Origin of the sequence: Butyricicoccus faecihominis (assembly GCF_014648015.1) — a bacterium.
Lineage (GTDB): Bacteria > Bacillota > Clostridia > Oscillospirales > Butyricicoccaceae > Agathobaculum > Agathobaculum butyriciproducens.
Genome location: NZ_BMQH01000015.1, coordinates 1 through 17,094 on the forward strand (window position 1 = coordinate 1; position 17,094 = coordinate 17,094).

General features: G+C 50.7%; 17 protein-coding genes and 2 pseudogenes. 3 read left to right on the plus strand and 16 right to left on the minus strand.

What is annotated here, in order from left to right; genetic code table 11:
• The 16 genes and pseudogenes from IEY11_RS12870 to rplM all read right to left on the minus strand — a co-directional run.
• Positions 1–1,691 (minus strand): recombinase family protein (locus IEY11_RS12870; protein WP_188886757.1); only part of this gene is annotated, 1,691 nt, incomplete at its 3' end.
• A 90-nt stretch (positions 1,692–1,781) separates the two neighbouring features.
• Positions 1,782–2,006, minus strand: a pseudogene (locus IEY11_RS12875) (VirD4-like conjugal transfer protein, CD1115 family); the annotation flags it as partial.
• 132 nt (positions 2,007–2,138) lie between these two features.
• Complete coding sequence (ltrA, locus tag IEY11_RS12880) at positions 2,139–4,049, minus strand: group II intron reverse transcriptase/maturase (protein WP_188886758.1); 1,911 nt, start codon at positions 4,047–4,049, stop codon at positions 2,139–2,141.
• A gap of 625 nt (positions 4,050–4,674) precedes the next feature.
• Positions 4,675–4,821 (minus strand): hypothetical protein, encoded by a 147-nt coding sequence (locus IEY11_RS12885; RefSeq protein WP_407926655.1) that lies wholly within the window; start codon positions 4,819–4,821, stop codon positions 4,675–4,677.
• A gap of 174 nt (positions 4,822–4,995) precedes the next feature.
• Positions 4,996–6,867, minus strand: coding sequence for a group II intron reverse transcriptase/maturase (gene ltrA / locus IEY11_RS12890; protein WP_243184013.1), 1,872 nt, complete (start codon positions 6,865–6,867; stop codon positions 4,996–4,998).
• A 687-nt stretch (positions 6,868–7,554) separates the two neighbouring features.
• Positions 7,555–8,244, minus strand: a pseudogene (locus IEY11_RS12895) (type IV secretory system conjugative DNA transfer family protein); the annotation flags it as partial.
• Positions 8,241–8,741 (minus strand): PcfB family protein, encoded by a 501-nt coding sequence (locus IEY11_RS12900; protein WP_188886761.1) that lies wholly within the window; start codon positions 8,739–8,741, stop codon positions 8,241–8,243. The pseudogene IEY11_RS12895 and the gene IEY11_RS12900, both read right to left, overlap by 4 nt.
• A 101-nt stretch (positions 8,742–8,842) precedes the next feature.
• Positions 8,843–9,154 carry a DUF5720 family protein gene (locus IEY11_RS12905; protein ID WP_188886762.1) on the minus strand — a complete coding sequence of 104 codons (312 nt, stop codon included), beginning with the start codon at positions 9,152–9,154 and terminating at the stop codon, positions 8,843–8,845.
• Complete coding sequence (locus IEY11_RS12910; RefSeq protein WP_002592131.1) at positions 9,147–9,509, minus strand: DUF7768 domain-containing protein; 363 nt, start codon at positions 9,507–9,509, stop codon at positions 9,147–9,149. Before IEY11_RS12910 ends, IEY11_RS12905 begins: the two co-directional genes overlap by 8 nt.
• Positions 9,510–9,557: 48 nt before the next feature.
• Positions 9,558–10,436, minus strand: coding sequence for a DUF6017 domain-containing protein (locus IEY11_RS12915; RefSeq protein WP_002592132.1), 879 nt, complete (start codon positions 10,434–10,436; stop codon positions 9,558–9,560).
• Between the two features lie 67 nt (positions 10,437–10,503).
• The gene (locus IEY11_RS12920; protein WP_118582688.1) at positions 10,504–10,689 is read right to left on the minus strand and encodes a hypothetical protein; all 186 of its coding nucleotides are present in this window, start codon (positions 10,687–10,689) and stop codon (positions 10,504–10,506) included.
• Positions 10,690–10,718: 29 nt separating this feature from the next.
• A complete protein-coding gene (locus tag IEY11_RS12925; protein WP_188886763.1) occupies positions 10,719–10,994 on the minus strand; it encodes a DUF5720 family protein in 276 nt (91 codons plus the stop codon).
• A gap of 12 nt (positions 10,995–11,006) precedes the next feature.
• The gene (locus IEY11_RS12930) at positions 11,007–11,933 is read right to left on the minus strand and encodes a ParB/RepB/Spo0J family partition protein (RefSeq protein ID WP_002592135.1); all 927 of its coding nucleotides are present in this window, start codon (positions 11,931–11,933) and stop codon (positions 11,007–11,009) included.
• Positions 11,890–12,711, minus strand: coding sequence for a ParA family protein (locus IEY11_RS12935; RefSeq protein ID WP_188886764.1), 822 nt, complete (start codon positions 12,709–12,711; stop codon positions 11,890–11,892). Before IEY11_RS12935 ends, IEY11_RS12930 begins: the two co-directional genes overlap by 44 nt.
• A gap of 475 nt (positions 12,712–13,186) precedes the next feature.
• A complete protein-coding gene (rpsI, locus tag IEY11_RS12940) occupies positions 13,187–13,594 on the minus strand; it encodes a 30S ribosomal protein S9 (RefSeq protein WP_110437409.1) in 408 nt (135 codons plus the stop codon).
• Positions 13,595–13,608: 14 nt separating this feature from the next.
• Entirely contained in the window at positions 13,609–14,037 is a 429-nt protein-coding gene (gene rplM, locus IEY11_RS12945) for a 50S ribosomal protein L13 (protein WP_116704844.1), read from the minus strand.
• Positions 14,038–14,299: 262 nt separating this feature from the next.
• On the opposite strand from rplM, the gene IEY11_RS12950 reads away from it, so the two are divergent.
• From IEY11_RS12950 to IEY11_RS12960, 3 genes are read left to right on the plus strand one after another with little or no spacing between them, the layout of a single operon-like run.
• Positions 14,300–15,034 (plus strand): tRNA lysidine(34) synthetase, encoded by a 735-nt coding sequence (locus IEY11_RS12950; protein WP_119189452.1) that lies wholly within the window; start codon positions 14,300–14,302, stop codon positions 15,032–15,034.
• A gap of 36 nt (positions 15,035–15,070) precedes the next feature.
• Positions 15,071–15,808: a LytR/AlgR family response regulator transcription factor gene (locus IEY11_RS12955; protein ID WP_188886765.1), complete on the plus strand. Its 738-nt coding sequence runs from the start codon at positions 15,071–15,073 to the stop codon at positions 15,806–15,808.
• Positions 15,805–17,073 carry a sensor histidine kinase gene (locus tag IEY11_RS12960; protein ID WP_188886766.1) on the plus strand — a complete coding sequence of 423 codons (1,269 nt, stop codon included), beginning with the start codon at positions 15,805–15,807 and terminating at the stop codon, positions 17,071–17,073. Before IEY11_RS12955 ends, IEY11_RS12960 begins: the two co-directional genes overlap by 4 nt.
• Positions 17,074–17,094 lie beyond the last annotated feature (21 nt).

A 17,094-nucleotide genomic window follows, 5' to 3' on the forward strand; every position in this document is an offset into this window, starting at 1 on the left:
AAATAATTCTGATGAAGCCTGTCCTTGCGTTCTTCTTTTTTCCGCAGTTCTTCCTGTTCCTCCGGGGTTAAAGGAACCGGCTGTAAGGATGGTGGGATATAGCGTCCTAAAAAATTGAAGTAGATTTCAATTTCCTGCGTGGTGTCCTGACTGCCTTTTCGGGCGCGTTCGTGGACAAGGATTTTCTCTACAAACTCGTTGAGCATGGTGTTTGTCAGAGTGTCAAAATTCTCGTACTTATCAATTAGGGCTATAAATTTCTCTGCGGATTTCTGGCTCTGCTCATAGCCGGTAACAGCCTTTTCCAGCTCCGCAATTTCAATCTCAAGTGCGTCCTGCTCTTTGGCATACTGTGCATCAAGCGCCCTATATCGTGCATCCGGCAGCTTGCCGAGGGCATTGTCCTCATAGATTTTGCAAATCAGTTTTTCCAGTTCTCCGGCTCTCTTTTGGGCAGCAGCCAGACGCCTGCGCTTTTTCGCTATATCGGCACTCTGTTGAGCAACCTGCGTCTCCTGAACAGTGTGAATAAATTCCGTCCGGTCATTTCTCGAATATTCAGCGATAGCCCGGAGCGTGTCGGAAACCAATGTCAGGACAGCACTCTCATTGATACGGTGTTGTGTAGGGCATAGTGTCCCACACGGAACTTTGGTATAATTGGAACAGGTATATTGAGAAATCCGCCTGCCATTGTTGGTGCGGTGGACATACATCTTGCCGCCGCAATCGGCACAATAGAGCAAGCCTGTGAGGGGAGCCGCTTCGCCCCAGCCGTTTGGATAACGCCGTACATTGCTGCGGATTTTCTGCGCCAAATCAAAGGTCTGCTGGTCGATAATGGCTTCATGGGTATTCTCAAAGATCGTCCATTCGTCCTCAGAAACATAGTGGCTTTTCTTGTCCTTAAAGTGCTTGCGGGTCTTGAAATTGATGGTATGCCCTAAATACTCTCGTTTTTTCAAAATGTTCACGATGGTAGATGATCCCCATCCATAGGGGTCTTTGACCGGCTTTGAACGGTTCACACCCTCGTTGAAGCGGGCAAGGTGTACGACAGGAATTTCAATCCGGTCTATGGATAATTTGCAGGCGATCTGATAAGGCCCATATCCCTCCAGCGTGAGGGAGAAGATACGGCGTACCACTTCGGAAGCTTCCTCATCTACCAACCAATGCTCCCGCTTTTCATCCCACAAGTAGCCGTAAATCACCGTGCCGGTCAGGTGCTTGCCACTCATGCCTTTTGACTTAAACACAGAGCGGATTTTCCGGCTGGTGTCGCGGGCGTAAAACTCATTCATGATATTGCGGAAGGGCGTAAAATCATCGTCGCCTTTCAGACTGTCCACACCGTCATTGATGGCAATTAACCGGACGCCGCGCTGCCGCAAAATCTCCATGACCTGGCCGACTTTCAGATAGTCACGCCCTAACCGGCTCATGTCCTTGATGACGATTGCCTCTACACGCCCTGCCTCCACTTCCTCCATCATCGCCAAAAATCCTGGGCGGTCAAAACGGGTGCCTGAGATACCATCATCGGTAAAGTGCGTAGGGTTGGGCAGCCCATTCCGGCGGGCAAAATCCTCTAACATCTGCTTTTGGTTGGATATGGAATTGCTCTCGCCCTGTAACTCATCGTCCCGGCTCAGGCGCTCGTACAGTGGGGTAATTTTTTCATTTCTCATGGCTGTACCTCCTGAAACAAAAATGCTCTAAGTGATTGCTTCACTAACCATGACAAAATCATGATTATGAAGTCACTTAGAGCATATATCACCGGCTGCCAGCTTATATTTCTTATACTGCCGCACTGCGAAGTGGTTTGGCTTTTCCGATTCCAGTGCATCAAACATCAGGTCTACTGGGTTTTTGAACTCCTCGTCATCCTCACGGACTTCCATGGCGTTGATGAACTCGATGAGGGTGGAGAAGTTTTGCTCCTCCACCGGAGCTTCATAGTGGATATATCCAATCAACGCGCAATACAGCAATGTTTCCGCCTATAGTGATAGGTAATCCTTTGAAGTTATCGCCGGATTTTCCCCCACTCCACACCGGACGTGCGACTTTCACCGCATCCGGCGTTCCATCGGTTGTTTTCACAAGCATTTAATCAATCACCAAATGAAATGTTAGTTTTCTATTGCGGACAAACCAGCCTGCTGGCGCAGACTGTTCACTTTTAACATCAGTTCCTTTGTTGCCTTGAGCGTGTCGGCTATCTCTTTTAGCTCATTCTTAGGACACTCTTGCAGGAGTGGAAGAAATCTATTATGGAACAAAATCATGTTTCGATAGCGTTCCTTGCCGCCCAATTCTGCCGGTGTTTTCAGCCAGCATACTATGTCAGCCGCATTTTCAAAGAGTTCCCCACTTAGCGCACATTTTCCACGTTGAGCCGAGAATAGTGAAATCCTGCTGTCAGTAAGTTCTGTGCTTCGCCCCATAGACGGTTGATTCCTCAAACCTGATAGAACAGATGAGTCCATACTTAGGTTCGTGTGTATCAATGCCCGTCCCTCTACCGTGTAACTGCAAACCGCCGCTTTCTTTGCCATCGGTATCTTGTTCTTGATGTATGCGATAGGGTAGATAGGTTGGTCGATTCCAGATACATACCGTATCATTGCCGACTTTCCAAACCGTTCTTTTTCGCTCTCGGTCATTGCGCCGCCCTCTCGAACAAGTCTGCACCCGGTTTCTGTATTGAGCCGATTTGTTAAAACTGTCATGACCTGTCTGTGGATTTTCCTGCAATCAATGCTGATGCAGGTGGCAAGTTGAAAATAATTCTGTATTCCCAGAACCATTGAATTGTACAGCCGTATTTCGTCCAAAGGTCTTTTTCCCTCTGAAGGTCGGGCAATTCGTTTCGCCTGTTCCACCAGTTTTTGCCTTTCCAGTTCCAACTTTTTGTCACAGATATGAGATTGCACGATGTACTTCCTGCTTTTCGGTCTGACGCGTATCTTAAACCCAAGAAACTCTGAATAGCGTTTTCTGACATTGACTATCCTTGTTTTCTCTGGCGATACCTCCAACCTCAGCCTCTCGGTTATCCATGCCGTTACAGCCTCTTTCGTTCTCAAAGCGTCCTCTTTATTCCGGCAGAAAATTCTGAAATCATCTGCATATCTCACGATATACATTTCTTTCAACCCTGTTTTCCTCATTTTGAGGAATGCCTTGCTCCGGTCAAAAGTAATCGAGTTTCTGATTCTCCTCTCATACCCGTATTCCTTTACAAGAGGGTGGTTCTGCCATTGGCTCTCAACCCATTTGTCCAGTTCATTCAGCACGATATTGGCAAGCAACGGTGAAATGATACCGCCTTGCGGAGTGCCTTTGTCTGGAATGAGTGTAGTGCCGTCTGGCATTCTAATCGGTGCTTTCAGAATCCGCTTGATAATGAAAATCAACTGCTTGTCGTGTATTCCCATTGCCCATATTTGCCGCATTAGCTTGCTGTGATTTACGTTGTCGAAAAATCCTTTTATATCAAACTCAATCACATAATGCAGGTTCATGCGTTGAAGCATGGTGTAAGTTTTCTGCACGGCGTGTTCCACGGAACGGTTCGGGCGAAAGCCGTAACTGTTGTCGCTGAATTTCGCTTCGCAGATTGGCTCTATGACCTGTTTGATACATTGCTGTACCAGCCTGTCCCAGATACAGGGAATACCTAACGGTCTGGTTTTTCCATTTGGTTTCGGAATGTCTTTGCGTCTTACCGGCTTTGGGCGGTATCCGTGCTGACTTCCTGTGACAATAAACCTCACTTTCTCTGCAACTGTTTCGGGCGGTAAACACCCGATGTCACTGATGTTTTTGTTGTCTGTTCCTGCTGTGTAGCTTCCTCCGTTTGCTTTGATGTTCCGATATGCCAGAAGAATGTTGTCCCGGCTCAGGATTAAACCCATAAGGTCGGTAAAATTTTCTCCCTCCAAACTTCGATGATAGAGTTCATCAAAGACTGGCTGCATACCGTAATACTCGGCATGACGTAAGTCATCTACACATAGAGTTTTGTTTTTCTTTGGCATAAGGCATCACCTCCTTTTTGCGAAAGTGACCCTTTTGGTCTTACTCGAATCCTTATGTTGGATTGAATAATGCCTGCTTATCTCAACCGACTTGTGGCCATTCCTCCGTAGCTCACATAACGCAAGCACATCATAGGTTCGACCACTACTTTTCAGCAGCAGTTCGTCTGCTTATTGTTTTTCGTCAGACTATTCCTTGCGGAATCTGCTGCCTTTCCTCGTTCCGATAGTTCTATCTGTTCATACATACCCGTAGGTTCCTGCTATAGACCTGTCGGCTTGCCTGTGCCTGTAACACAGCATGGTCGTTCGTAGGATCAATTTCTACTAAACCACACCGACTGCGCATTAACGCACCCACACATTTCTGCGTGGTCTTCTTTTAGACCTGTACATTCGCAGGTTCGTCAGTCCGCCCGCCAAAGCGAACATTCTAACCATAGGTATCTTATAGACCCTCGGCTTATAGGTAACACAGTCTGCCTCCAGACCGCTTTCGACCACTTTAGGCAGTGGTTACGGTTACTCTCAGCCTTTGTCATGGGGCTTCGTACACCAGCCATTACAGCTAATGCACGCCCATCAAGGGTAGGCGTTTCAGGGCGTTACCCCGTCATTCCACCTATCAAACTACCAGTTCTCCGAACAACGGAAAACCGTTGCTCGTACGCAGACTTTTTACCGTCTGCGAACGAGTCGCACTGACCCAGAAATCGTCTCCGGCCTTGCCTTCGCCTTTGGTGTTGGCAATCAGCGTCGTAACCAGCTTCAAGATGTCCTTTTCGCTGTGAATGTACGAGAAAGATAGTGATAGGTAACCCTTTGAAATTATCTCCGGGTTTTCCCCCACTTCACACCGGACATGCGACTTTCACCGCATCCGGCGTTCCATCAAGCATAGTTTCAGCAGTGATACACAATCACTCTTTCACATTGGCTAAGTTTGCTACTTTGCCGCCAGTAGCGGCAGTCCTGCGGTAGCACGCAGTTTGTTCACTTTGGTAATAACTTTGGCATTCAGAGAGTATTCCTTTACCAACGCCACTACAGACATCATGTCTTCCGAGCTGACTATTGCCAATCCCTGCAAAGAAAGAAGCAACAGGTTCTGGTAGTTGTCATTGCCCTTCTTACAAACGTTTGTTTTCCTGTAACAGATACAGGTTTGAACATCCAGTTTCTTCCCGGTGATTGCACATTTACCGTCTTGCCCTGCATAGAGGGAGACCCGGTTGTCGTTGTATCTCACTGATTCGGTCGGTATCGGATGCCTCATCAGCCAGAGCATTGAATTTACGTCAACCCTGAGATTGTCGTGTATCTCTGCTCTACCTTCGGACGTATACGGATTGATTTTTCGGCTTTTCCGCATTGGAATCTTGAATTGCACGTAGGCTAATGGAACCAGTGGCGTTTCTCCAATCCATCGCATTTGCTTCGATTTTCCATACCGTTTCCTTAGATATCTGTTTTTGATTTCGCCCTGCTTCTTGATTCCGTCAATACGATGGAGAAGCTGTCCATTGATTGGACGGGCGATGTCGCTGAAATTCAAGTTGACCCTTGTCGCAATGCAGTAATAGTCCTGCACTCCGATAACCTTGGCATTATAGTCCCCCACATTCAGGCTTATTTCTTCAGTCGTCTTACTACTTTGTATTGCCTTGACACTGTCAGCCATTTCCTTGCTGATTCTGTGTATGGCTTTATCGCAGACATTTGAAGTTATCACCCACGAGTTACTTTTGCGCCGCAGTTTTATGCGAAAACCCAAAAACTCACTGTCACGTTTCCTGAGATTAGTCACTTTTGACTTTTCATCAGACACTTCCAGTTTTAGCCGTTTCCATAGCCAGTCTTTGACTGCATAATAGGTTTTCTCTGCATCCTCTTTGGTTCTGCAAAATATCTTGAAATCATCCGCATAACGGACAATCCGCATCTCCTTGAGGTTGCTTTTCTTCAAGGCTGTATAGCTGTTGCACTTTTTCTCTGCGCCGTTGGGATAGTAGGTCACTTTACACGGATGTTTCATGTGCCCCACCATTTCATCCCACTGAGAGGCAATCCACCAGTCCAGTTCATTGAGGACAATGTTTGCCAGCAATGGTGAAAGGATACCACCTTGCGGCGTTCCCTTAGATGGGAGGACGGTTTCTCCATCAGGCATTTCGATTGGCGCTTTCAGCATGGCCTTGATGATCTGAATCAACTTGGTGTCCCGTATACCTAAAGTCCAGATCTGTTTCAGCAGCTTTCTGTGGTCGACGTTATCGAAGAATCCTTTAACGTCCACATCTACTACATAGTGAAGCTTGTTCCTTTGGGCGAGTCCATACGCATAGGAAATCGCATTTTCTGCGCTCCGACACGGTCTGAACCCATAAGAGTGCTCATAGAACTTTGCTTCGCAGATTGGCTCCATGACCTGCAAAATACATTGCTGTACTATTCGGTCAATAATACACGGTATTCCCAGAGGCCTCATCTTTCCGTTTGGCTTTGGTATTTCTACTCTTTTTACTGCTTTTGGTTCATACCTCCTGAACTGTTTCTGGATGAGCTTTACAAACTTATCCTCTGGCATGACTGCCAATGATTCTATTGTCCGCCCATCCGTGCCTGCGGTATGACTGCCATCATTGCCTTTAATATTTCTGAATGCCAGCTTGATGTTGCTTGTGGAACTGATGATATCCATCAGATGCCCAAAGACTTCACCGCTTTTGCTGTCGGCATACAGACTGTCAAAGGTTTTCTGCATGTCATAGTATTCCGCATGGCGCAACTTGCTTTTCTTCTTAGCTTTTTGTGCCATGTACATCACCCCATTTCTATGAAACCGAGCGACAATTTCTTTTTCTTACTCGACTGCATGAATAGTGGTTGTGTACTGCTGACGTTTTGCCTGACTTGTGGCCATTCCTAACCGTCCTCTTTTTCGCAGACGATATCATCGGTTCGACCACTGCTTTTCAGCAGGAATTCATCCGCTTATTATTCTTCGCCGGATTATCCAGTAGACTTCCTGCCTTTCCTTGTTCCGATAATCCTATCTGTACATACATACCTTTAGGTGTTCCCTCTGGGCCTGACAGCTTGGACACGCCTGTAACGTGCCACGGCGTTTCGTAACAACCATTTCTACTAAACCGTACTGCCTGGGCTTTAACCCACACACCCATTTCTGAGTGTGGCGCTTTTAGACCTTTACATTCGGGAGCTTCGTCAGACATCTCTGTCATTCTCACCATGGGTATCTTATAGACCCCCGGCATATAGGATGCACCGTCCATCTCTGGACAGCTTTCGTCAGCTTAACCTGTTACGGCATCTCTCTGCCGACTTTACCGGGCTTCACACAGAGTTTGGCCTCTGCATGCCGAAGTATCAGGGGAGGCGTTTCAGGGCGTTACCCCTTCATTCCACCTCTCGAATTATCAGTTCACAGGACTGATTGAAACAGCGCTGTGCGCCGCCTTTTCAGCGGCGAACAAGTCGCACGATTGTAGTGCATACTTTTTTTGAAGTTGATGGTATTCAACACCTTAATCCGGTATGGCTCATAGATTACCTTTCCGTGCTTGTCCTTCATGGGCTTTCCGTCCTTCCCCAGCTTGGGCGCACCCCTTTGGAGCATTTTTCCGCACTCCACCAAAATGGTTCCCTTCGGGTCTGTGACCACATAGGAACTGTGCATCTGCATCAGATTCGGTTTGAGCCAGAAGCGGGTCTTACCGGAACCGGAGCCGCCAATCACCAGCACATTTTTGTTTCTGGCGGTCTTTGGGTCCTTGGGGCGGCTGTTCATTGTCAGGCTCTCCGTTTTCGTCAGAATCACATTGTTCTGGAATACCGGGTCGATGTAGGGTGCAATGTCCTCATGGGTTCCCCAACGGGCGGAACCGTATTCCATGCCGTGCCTGTACTTCTTGGCGTTCTTGCTTTTCAGGTACACAGCCAGCCGCAGGCCGCCGCCGCAGCACAGGCCCACCAGCAGGTCCAGCGGGTGCAGGCTGGGCCACCAGCTGGCCAGCGCCACCGGCAGCGTGGAGAAGAACGAGAGCATTTTTGCCGAAGCGTCCGCACCCACGGCCATCCGCCACGCTTCACCGAAGTTGGTGGAGAAAAGCCCCATCAGGATATACGGCAGATTCAGCAAAATGAGCTTTTTGATGTTCAGCTGCTTTTTCATCGTTCCAGCTCCTTCCGCTTGTTCCGGTCCACGACGGCGTGTTTTACCAGTTCTTTGAACTGGCTCAGCTTTGCCAGCACGGACGGGCGCTCGGATTTCTCCGCCTTCTTGACCTTTTTCCCGGTGTACTCGGTAAAAGCAGCGGTCAGGGCATCCGCGTCCCGACCCTTGAAAAAGATCAGGTACTTGGGTTGGGAGCTGCTGCGGTCCTTCTTCACCGCATAATCCACACCATATTTCCGGGCGATCTTCTCAAACTCCTTGATGGAGGGGTCGGTGATCTCGATGTTGGAAACGCCCTGATTCTGGCCGATCAGCTGTTTCACCGTCTGCTTGCCGTGGGGAATCACGGGGGTATCCCGGCTTTTCTGCTTTTGCAGCTTCTTTTCCTTGCGGTGGGCAAGGTATTTGGTGATGGCGGCTTTCATCAACCGCCCGGTAAACTTTGTTCCGCTGACTACCAGCGTCAAAGTCCTGTTTTCCACTTCCTCCTGCATAGGTCATCGCCTCCTTTCCACGGATTTTGCAGGGGTGGCACTTGATACTAAGGCGGGACCACCAGCCGCCGCAGCAGGTATTTCAGCATGGCAGGCTCCTTTCAGCGCAGCTGGTCGGAGCGGTCATAGTACAGATGGCCCTGGCGCACTTTGGCATGGCTGAAAATCTTGATGTGGCCCTTTTCCTGGTTCTCCAGGCTTTTCTGGTATCCGGCCTCCGTCAGAAACAGGCGGGTCCGTTCACCTTTCCAGCCCACCGGGGAATCGTCGGTCAGCACATCGAAGATAATCATGTGCCGGGTGTCCTCGGCAAACCGCTCCAAATCCATGTACTCATGGCCGTGGTAGTTCTGCGCCCCGGCTTTGAGGCGCATTTCCTCCATCAGCTGGCCCACGGTCTTACGCTCAGGCATGGCGTGCGCCTCCTTTCCCGCGTCCCTGGCCCTTCACGGTCAGGATACCGTCCAGGGTGGTGGCGGTGATCCGCAGGCGCTCGGCGGTGGCAATGTCATTCTTCACGATCTCGTCGATGCCGTGGCCGCAGACCACCAGCACATGTGACCGGCGCAGGTAGTCCCGCGCCATATCCAGCCCGTCCTTGTGTTCCTGGGGAATCTCGTCCTTGAGGAAGGTAGGCAGGAACAGCACCGGGCAGATGGGCGAATACCCGGCGTCGTACACCTGACGACAGTAGGCCGCAGCGTTCTCGGCGTTCTCATACTGGCTGTTGCTCCAGGGAGCCGTAATGTAGGCAAGAGGTCGTTTCATAGCAAAATCCTTTCTCCCGGTGTTTTCGGGTAGCAGAAAAGCGGCTGTTTACCAGCCGCCTGCGTACATATCGTGGTTGACTTGTGCGGTGTAGTGGTTGCTGATCGTGGTCGGCGCATTAAACAGCACCGCAAGCAGATACTGCTTCATGTTGCGGATTTCGGTGGTATTGTTCCGCAGGCATTCCATGACAAACTCGATGTGGGAGCAATCCAGCTTCAAAAAACGGGAGCGGACCACCTCATGGGGGAAGTCGCTGCCAGCGATCCGGGTGGTTTTCCGCTTGGCGCAGACGGTCTCCACCATCAGCTCCACAATCTCGTCCAGGTCCTCCCGATAGGTGGTAAACTCCCGGCACAGGTGGTCATACTCGATGTTCTCCAGAATCAAATCCCGATAACTTTCCATCTCTGAGACAGACATCGCATCCCTTCCTTTCCGTTCCGGCAGCTGTGCTGCCGCTGGCTCCCGGAAGGGAATGGAATCGGTACTTGCTCCCTGAGTAATTGATTTTTGAGTATTTGATTTCTCTATATTTAATTCTGCGGGCTTTTCCGTATCCGGTTTATCCAGATACGGGTTTTCCGTATCTGGTGAAGCCATATCCGGCTGGGGCGTATCCGGGTTCTTCGGCTGTGGCTGCTCATATATGACATACTCCGTATCACTGATGCGTCCCTGGCGGTCACGCAGTTTGTGCCGCACAATGTAACCGGCAGCCTCCAATTCCCGCAACGCAGCGCCTATGGCATCCACGCCCTCCTTACAAATCTTTGCAAGACCACGGGTGGTGTAATTCCAGTCCTCTGGCAAAGACAGCATCATGGAAAGCAGCCCCTTGGCTTTTAACGACAGATTTGCATTTCGTAAATGATGATTGCTCATCACGGTATAATCACGGGTCCGTTCAATGCGAAAAACGGCCATCGACCTCACTCCTTCCGAATTTGGGGTACAAAAAAACCGCAATCCTCATTCCAAAGAATTGCGGTGTTCAACACTTTTCAAATTTTCTTGCATAGAGCCAAAACAGCGGCTTTTGAGGACGCGCCTCTGTAAATGGCTCCTCCTGGGTGAAAGGAAGTGTTTGCATCACGCGGTCAATATCCGTTGTATCCATGTCATGCTGAGATTTGCAATCTTCCCGGATTGCTTCTTGAATTTCCTTTACCGTACACATAGTCATTCCTTTCCTTTCGTTGTATAGGTTTATGAGCGGCGGCGTTTTCTTGGTTTGAAATCGAGGATATGTCCCTCAATCACACGAGCGTAACGCTTGATCTTGATCTCCCGGCGCTGCTGGCTTTGCAGAGCGGCCTGATACCCGTCCTCGGTCAAAAACAGCCGCATTTCCTCTCCGGGACTGCCGTAAGCTGCGCTGGGACGCAGGACGGAAAACTCAATCATCCAGCGTGTGTCATCCCAAAACCTCTCTACGGCGAGAATGTTGTGTCCTTTCAGCTCACGGGCTGAAATATCCCTCATAGGCGGCTCCTTTCATCGTTCCTGGTCTCTCTGACGCTTTTTCTGCCATGCCTCCAGCAGCTTGATGATGGTTTCCTGCATCCGCTGGGGCGTATAGCTTTTAGGGAAATACTTCCGCAAGGTATCAGAGGTAAATGTCACTCGGTCCAGATCGCTTTTCTTTTCCTCACCCATGATGACACGCATCATATCGAGGGTCAGATGCCCCTCCTGACTGTATTTCTTGAGCCGCTGGGCTTGAGAAAGAGAAGGGGTAGCCTGTTCGCTGTCCATTGCGTCCAACAGGTCTACCTGTTCCTCCTTTTTGAGAAAGGACAGCTCATAGGCAGGGTTCAGGGCAATCTTCTTTTCATCCACCATGTCCAGCAGTTCGGGAATCAACTCTGTCAGACGGATATAGCGCTGAATTTGATTTCTGCTTGAACCAGCCTGCTGAGCCAATATTTCATCGGCTCTCAACTTCGTCCCAACTTGGGACGAAGTTAAATCAACTCGCTCTCCCTGATGTTTCATGGCGTCCAGCTTCATCTTGTAGGCAAAGGCTCTTTCACTTGGGAGCAAGCTTTCTCGTTGCAAATTGCTGTCAACCATAATGATCGTGGCGGCATCATCATCCAAATCCCGAACAATGACTGGCATGGTCTCCTTGTCTGCCAGTTCACTGGCTCTGTGCCGCCTGTGTCCGGCTACCAGCTCATAACCACCCTCCGGGTCCGGTCGAGCAATCGCTGGAACCAGAACACCATACTGCTTGATACTGTCAGCGGTCTCCATCATGGCTTCGTCATCCTTGACTTTGAATGGGTGGTTCTTAAAGGGATGCAGTTCAGACAGCGGAATCTCCTGAATCTTTTCCAGCTTTGCATCCTGACGGCCTTCTTCGGTGGAGAACAAATCATCTACCGAGGCCAGCTCTATTTTTTTCGCGCTGCTTTTCAAGTTTCAACACCTCCTTCGTCAGATTTCGATACCCCTCTGCCACTTTGCCGCCAGGGTCATGGGCGAAAATGCTTTTTCCCTCTGCACTGATTTCCTTTGCCCGGACAGAATGGGGAATTTCCGTTCCAAAGACTTTGATTTTACTTCCATAGGTCTCCCGCAGGAGAGTGGAAATCTCTTTTGCAAAGTTGGTCCGGCTGTCCACCATCGTCAGCAGGATACCGTCTATCTGGAGCTTGGGGTTGATCTGCCGCTTTACCTTGTTTACCGTGGAGAGCAGCTGTTCCAACCCTTTGGCGGGCAGATACTCCGCCTGAACGGGAATGATAATCCTGTTTGCAGCGGCCAGCGCATTGACTGTGAGCATCCCAAGGGAGGGCTGGCAGTCGATGAGGATATGGGAATATTGCCCCTTCAGCGTGTCCAGATATTGCCGCAAGATAGTCTCACGGCTCATAGCATTTACCAGGGATACTTCCATACCGGATAACTGGATGTCCGCAGGCATCAGGTCAACGCCTTCCGCATGATGCAGAATACCTTCTCCAGGTCGTATAGGCTGATCCATCAGAATTTTGCCCATTGCATCGGACAATGTAAATGGCAACTTGTCCGGTTGTGGATTTCCCAGGCTGATTGTCAGGCTCCCTTGCGGGTCCCCGTCGATCAGCAGGACTTTCTTTCCGGCCTGCGCCAGCCCAATTCCCAAGTTGGCACAGGTCGTTGTCTTGCCAACGCCGCCTTTCTGGTTGGCGATGGCGATGATTTGTGTGTTCATGACTTCACCTCATTTCTGATTGTTGCTGTTGTTTCTGGAAATAGAAAAAGCCGCCACTTCAAAATTAACAGTGAAGTGACGGCTCTTTCTATCGCCGGAATACGAGTTCCTGAAATGAAAAAAGCACCCAGCATTTATACTGTGTGCTACATTAAATTCATATTCAATTATTCAAATTAGCTCAAACTATGCCAAACTGCCACGGCCAAAAAACGAGGGGAAGGAGGGCTGAAAAGCGCCCCCAAAACACCCCCAAAATCGGCTCTCGGTTAACCACTTTGGGAACCACTTGACCCTCTTTTTGCCCCCTTTTTGGCCGGTTAACCACTTGCGGACCACTAAAAATTGGGTGAAAACGGCTCTCGTTTTGCCAAATTTGGTCAAACCATATCAGCCCATTTAGGTATAAGAAAACCCCGGAAAACCTTGATTTTCCGGGGTTTTTGAACCATTTTGATATAGTCTGAGCAGTCGATTATCTCTTGCTGAACTGCGGAGCGCGACGAGCTGCTTTGAGACCATACTTCTTACGTTCCTTCATACGCGGATCGCGGGTCAGGAAGCCAGCAGCCTTCAGAGCTGCGCGGTACTGGTCGGAATCAGCCTGCAGCAGAGCACGAGCGATGCCGTGACGGATTGCGCCAGCCTGGCCGGTGAAGCCGCCGCCGGTTACGGTGCACTCTACGTCGAACTTGCCCTCGGTGCCGGTTACTTCGAACGGCTGACGGCAAACCATCTTCAGGGTCTCAAGACCGAAGTAGTTGTCGATGGTGCGGTTGTTGATCTTGATCTCACCGGTGCCGCCCGGGAAAAGACGAACGCGGGCAACAGAGGACTTTCTTCTGCCGGTGCCATAGAAATATGCCTTCTTAGGTGTATACATCAGTTAATCCTCCCTTACTTTTCCCAGTTCTCGGGCTTCTGAGCCTGATGATTGTGGTTCTCGCCAGCAAATACCTTCAGACGGGTAGCGGACTGACGGCCGATGGAATTCTTCGGCAGCATGCCCTTAACTGCGAGCTGCATAGCGAACTCCGGCTTCTCAGCCATCAGGGTCTTGTACTGAACTTCCTTCAGACCGCCGACCCAGCCGGTGTGATGACGATAGTACTTCTGGGTGAGCTTCTTACCGGTCAGAACCGCCTTGTCAGCGTTGACGATGATTACGAAATCGCCGCAGTCAACATGGGGAGTGAACGTGGTCTTGTGCTTGCCGCGAAGCAGCATTGCAGCGGTTGCAGCAGTACGGCCCAGCGGCTTGCCAGCTGCGTCCAGTACATACCACTTACGCTCGACATTTTCTGCCTTAGCCATAAAAGTAGACATGGTTTTTTCCTCCGTTTATATATATCAAAAATACTTTGACAACTGATTGATCGCTCGAAACGAGCATATTTATTAAAACACATCATTTTGCGCAAGTCAAGCGAAATTTTGAAAAAATATCTGCAATCCAATACATTCTCTTATTTTCTCTTTTAATCTCTCTCATACTCCTGAATACTCACTTTGCATTTCATTTTTTGCATTTGCGATTTTTGGCGTTTTCTGATAAATTTTAATATGTACGATCTAAAAGGAGACTGTTATGCAGAAAATGCTTTCCTATGTCCGCCGTGCGGTGGACCATTACCATATGATAGATGAGGGCGACAGGATTGCGGTCGGCGTTTCCGGCGGCAAGGACTCGCTCGCGCTGCTCGTGGCGCTCAGCCAGCTGAGTCGCTTTTATCCGCACCATTTTACAGTCGTGGCTATTACATTGGAGATGGGCTATGATGAGATGGACTTCTCCCCTGTACAGACGCTGTGCGACAAGCTGGGCGTCGAGTACATCCGCGTCCCCACCCAGATCGGCCCTATCGTGTTTGATATCCGCCATGAGGAAAACCCCTGCTCGCTCTGTGCCAAGCTGCGCCGCGGTGCTCTGCACGATGCCGCCCGCAAGGCAGGCTGCAGCAAAGTTGCGCTCGGCCATCACTTTGACGATGTAGTCGAGACCTACATGCTTTCCTTATTTTATGAAGGCCGCATTTCGTGCTTTTCGCCGGTAACGTACCTCGACCGTGCCGACATCACGCTCATTCGTCCGCTGCTGTATGTGCCGGAGTATTATGTGCGCTCGTTCGCCAAACGGCATGAGCTGCCGATCGTGCACAATCCGTGTCCGGCGGACGGCAACACCAAGCGGCAGGAGATCAAGGATTTGCTGAAAAGTCTCGAAAAGACCATGCCCGGTGTGCGCGAGCGCATTTTCGGCGCCATGCAGCGCTACCCGCTCGACGGCTGGGAACCGGACAAGACCCGCCGCGATTACAAATGATCTGTTCCCTATATAAAAAGAAAGGAGATGAGAACCATGATCCAGATTGGCTTCTGCGACGACGATCTCAGCATGCTCGATGAACTGCACGAGCTGCTCGGCAGCTACCGTGCGGAACACAACGCCGATATCGCCCCGACGGCCTTCCAAAGCCCGTTCGAGCTGCTGGCGTCCATCGAAAAGGGCGCACGCTTTGATATTCTGCTGCTCGATGTGCTCATGCCCGGTGAAAACGGCATCGAAGCCGCCCGTGAGATCCGTCAGTACGACTCCAACGTGAAGATCATCTTTCTCACCTCGTCCGCAGAGTTTGCCGTGCAGTCGTATACGGTGGGCGCGTATTTCTATCAGCTCAAGCCAATCTGGCCGGAGAGCTTCTTCCGGCTGATGGATTCGGTCATTGCCGCCTGCTCGCGTGAGAGCAGCGCCAGCCTGATTCTGCGCTGCAGAACCGGCATCACACGCGTTGAACTGGACAAGCTGGAATACTGCGAGGTCATCCGCCGTTCCCTGCTGCTGCACAAGACTGACGGCACTGTGCTCGAAGCCGCCGGCAGCATGGACAGCCTGTGCGAAAGCCTTGCCGAACACAGGAATTTTCTGCGTATTCACCGCTCCTACCTTGTAAATTTAGAGCATATCCAGACGATCACGCCGAAAACGCTTGTCATGTCCAGCCGCGCCGAGCTGCCCATTCCGCGCGGACGCTACAACGACATCAAGGATGCTTACCTTGAACACGCCTTTCAGAAAGAGCAGGTGTTCCTGACATGATCGCACTCGCTGTTGACCTTTGCAACTCCGTTGCCGTTACGCTGTTCGGCATCGCGCTCTCTGCGGCATTCTGCAATATCCACTGGACGCCCAAGGCGAAAAAGCGCATGCTGCTGTACACGCTGATGATCTTCTGCCTGTCTGGCATCGCCTACCTCGGTGTGGACCCGGGCTTCGGACGCTATCTGTATCCGCTGCACACCCACCTGCCGCTTGTGCTCGCGCTGTGCTCGCTCAGTCATGAACGCCTGTGGCCGGTGATTTCTGTGCTGACGGCGTACCTGTGCTGTCAGCTGCGGCGCTGGCTGGCGCTGATCGCGGTTGCCGTCTTCTCCGGCGGAGACACCATGCAGTACGCTGTGGAAATGATCGTCACCGTGCCGCTGCTCATTCTGCTGCTCAAGACCGCACCTGCCATCCGGTCGGTGTCGCAGTATTCGCTGGCGGTGCAGTGTCAGTTCGGCATTGTGCCCGCGGTGTACTATGCGTTTGACTATGCCACCCGCGTTTACACCGACCTGCTGTTCTCCGGTTCGGCCGTAGTCGTGGAGTTCATGCCGTTCGTGTGCAGTGCGGCGTACCTGCTGTTCCTGATTCACATTTCCAGAGAGCAGCACGCACGGCTGCATTTGGAGGAGCTGAAAAGCAATCTTGACCTGCAGGTGCATCAGGCCGTCCGTGAGATTGAAGCACTGCGTATCTCTCAGCAGAAAACCCGCGCCTACCGGCATGATCTGCGGCATCATCTGCAGTACATCACCGCCTGCATCGAGAATGAGCAGTATGAGCAGGCACTGCAGTACATTCACTCCATCAGCGAGGAAATCGAAGCCAGCCGCGTGACCGTTTACTGCGAAAACGAGGCGGCAAACCTGATTCTCTCATCGTTTGCCGACCGTGCCAAGGCACAGAGCATCTCGCTTGCGGTGCATGCCGTGCTGCCCAATCAACTGCCGCTTGCCGAGAGCGACCTGTGCGTGCTGCTCTCCAACGCGCTTGAGAATGCGATTCACGCATGCAGCGAGCGCGCAGACGGCATTCGCGGACATATTGAGGTGCAGGCCTACGAAAAATCCGGAAAGTTCTTCCTGCAGATTGTCAACGACTGCACGCAGCCGGTGCAGTTCAGCCACGGCGTGCCGGTCTCCGACCGCGCCGGACACGGCATCGGCGTGCACAGTATTTGCAGCATTGTCGAGCGATACGGCGGCGTGTACAGCTTTTCGGTTAAGAATCAGCAGTTTATTCTGCGTATCTCTCTTTAATCATATAAGAAAAAAACGCTC

Coding starts and splice junctions, on each gene's coding strand:
- ltrA (WP_188886758.1), bottom strand. CDS start 4,049: ATGCCAAAGAAAAACAAAACTCTATGTGTAGATGACTTACGTCATGCC.
- ltrA (WP_243184013.1), bottom strand. CDS start 6,867: ATGGCACAAAAAGCTAAGAAGAAAAGCAAGTTGCGCCATGCGGAATAC.
- IEY11_RS12900 (WP_188886761.1), bottom strand. CDS start 8,741: ATGCAGGAGGAAGTGGAAAACAGGACTTTGACGCTGGTAGTCAGCGGA.
- IEY11_RS12905 (WP_188886762.1), bottom strand. CDS start 9,154: ATGCCTGAGCGTAAGACCGTGGGCCAGCTGATGGAGGAAATGCGCCTC.
- IEY11_RS12910 (WP_002592131.1), bottom strand. CDS start 9,509: ATGAAACGACCTCTTGCCTACATTACGGCTCCCTGGAGCAACAGCCAG.
- IEY11_RS12915 (WP_002592132.1), bottom strand. CDS start 10,436: ATGGCCGTTTTTCGCATTGAACGGACCCGTGATTATACCGTGATGAGC.
- IEY11_RS12920 (WP_118582688.1), bottom strand. CDS start 10,689: ATGTGTACGGTAAAGGAAATTCAAGAAGCAATCCGGGAAGATTGCAAA.
- IEY11_RS12925 (WP_188886763.1), bottom strand. CDS start 10,994: ATGAGGGATATTTCAGCCCGTGAGCTGAAAGGACACAACATTCTCGCC.
- IEY11_RS12935 (WP_188886764.1), bottom strand. CDS start 12,711: ATGAACACACAAATCATCGCCATCGCCAACCAGAAAGGCGGCGTTGGC.
- rpsI (WP_110437409.1), bottom strand. CDS start 13,594: ATGTATACACCTAAGAAGGCATATTTCTATGGCACCGGCAGAAGAAAG.
- rplM (WP_116704844.1), bottom strand. CDS start 14,037: ATGTCTACTTTTATGGCTAAGGCAGAAAATGTCGAGCGTAAGTGGTAT.
- IEY11_RS12950 (WP_119189452.1), top strand. CDS start 14,300: ATGCAGAAAATGCTTTCCTATGTCCGCCGTGCGGTGGACCATTACCAT.
- IEY11_RS12955 (WP_188886765.1), top strand. CDS start 15,071: ATGATCCAGATTGGCTTCTGCGACGACGATCTCAGCATGCTCGATGAA.
- IEY11_RS12960 (WP_188886766.1), top strand. CDS start 15,805: ATGATCGCACTCGCTGTTGACCTTTGCAACTCCGTTGCCGTTACGCTG.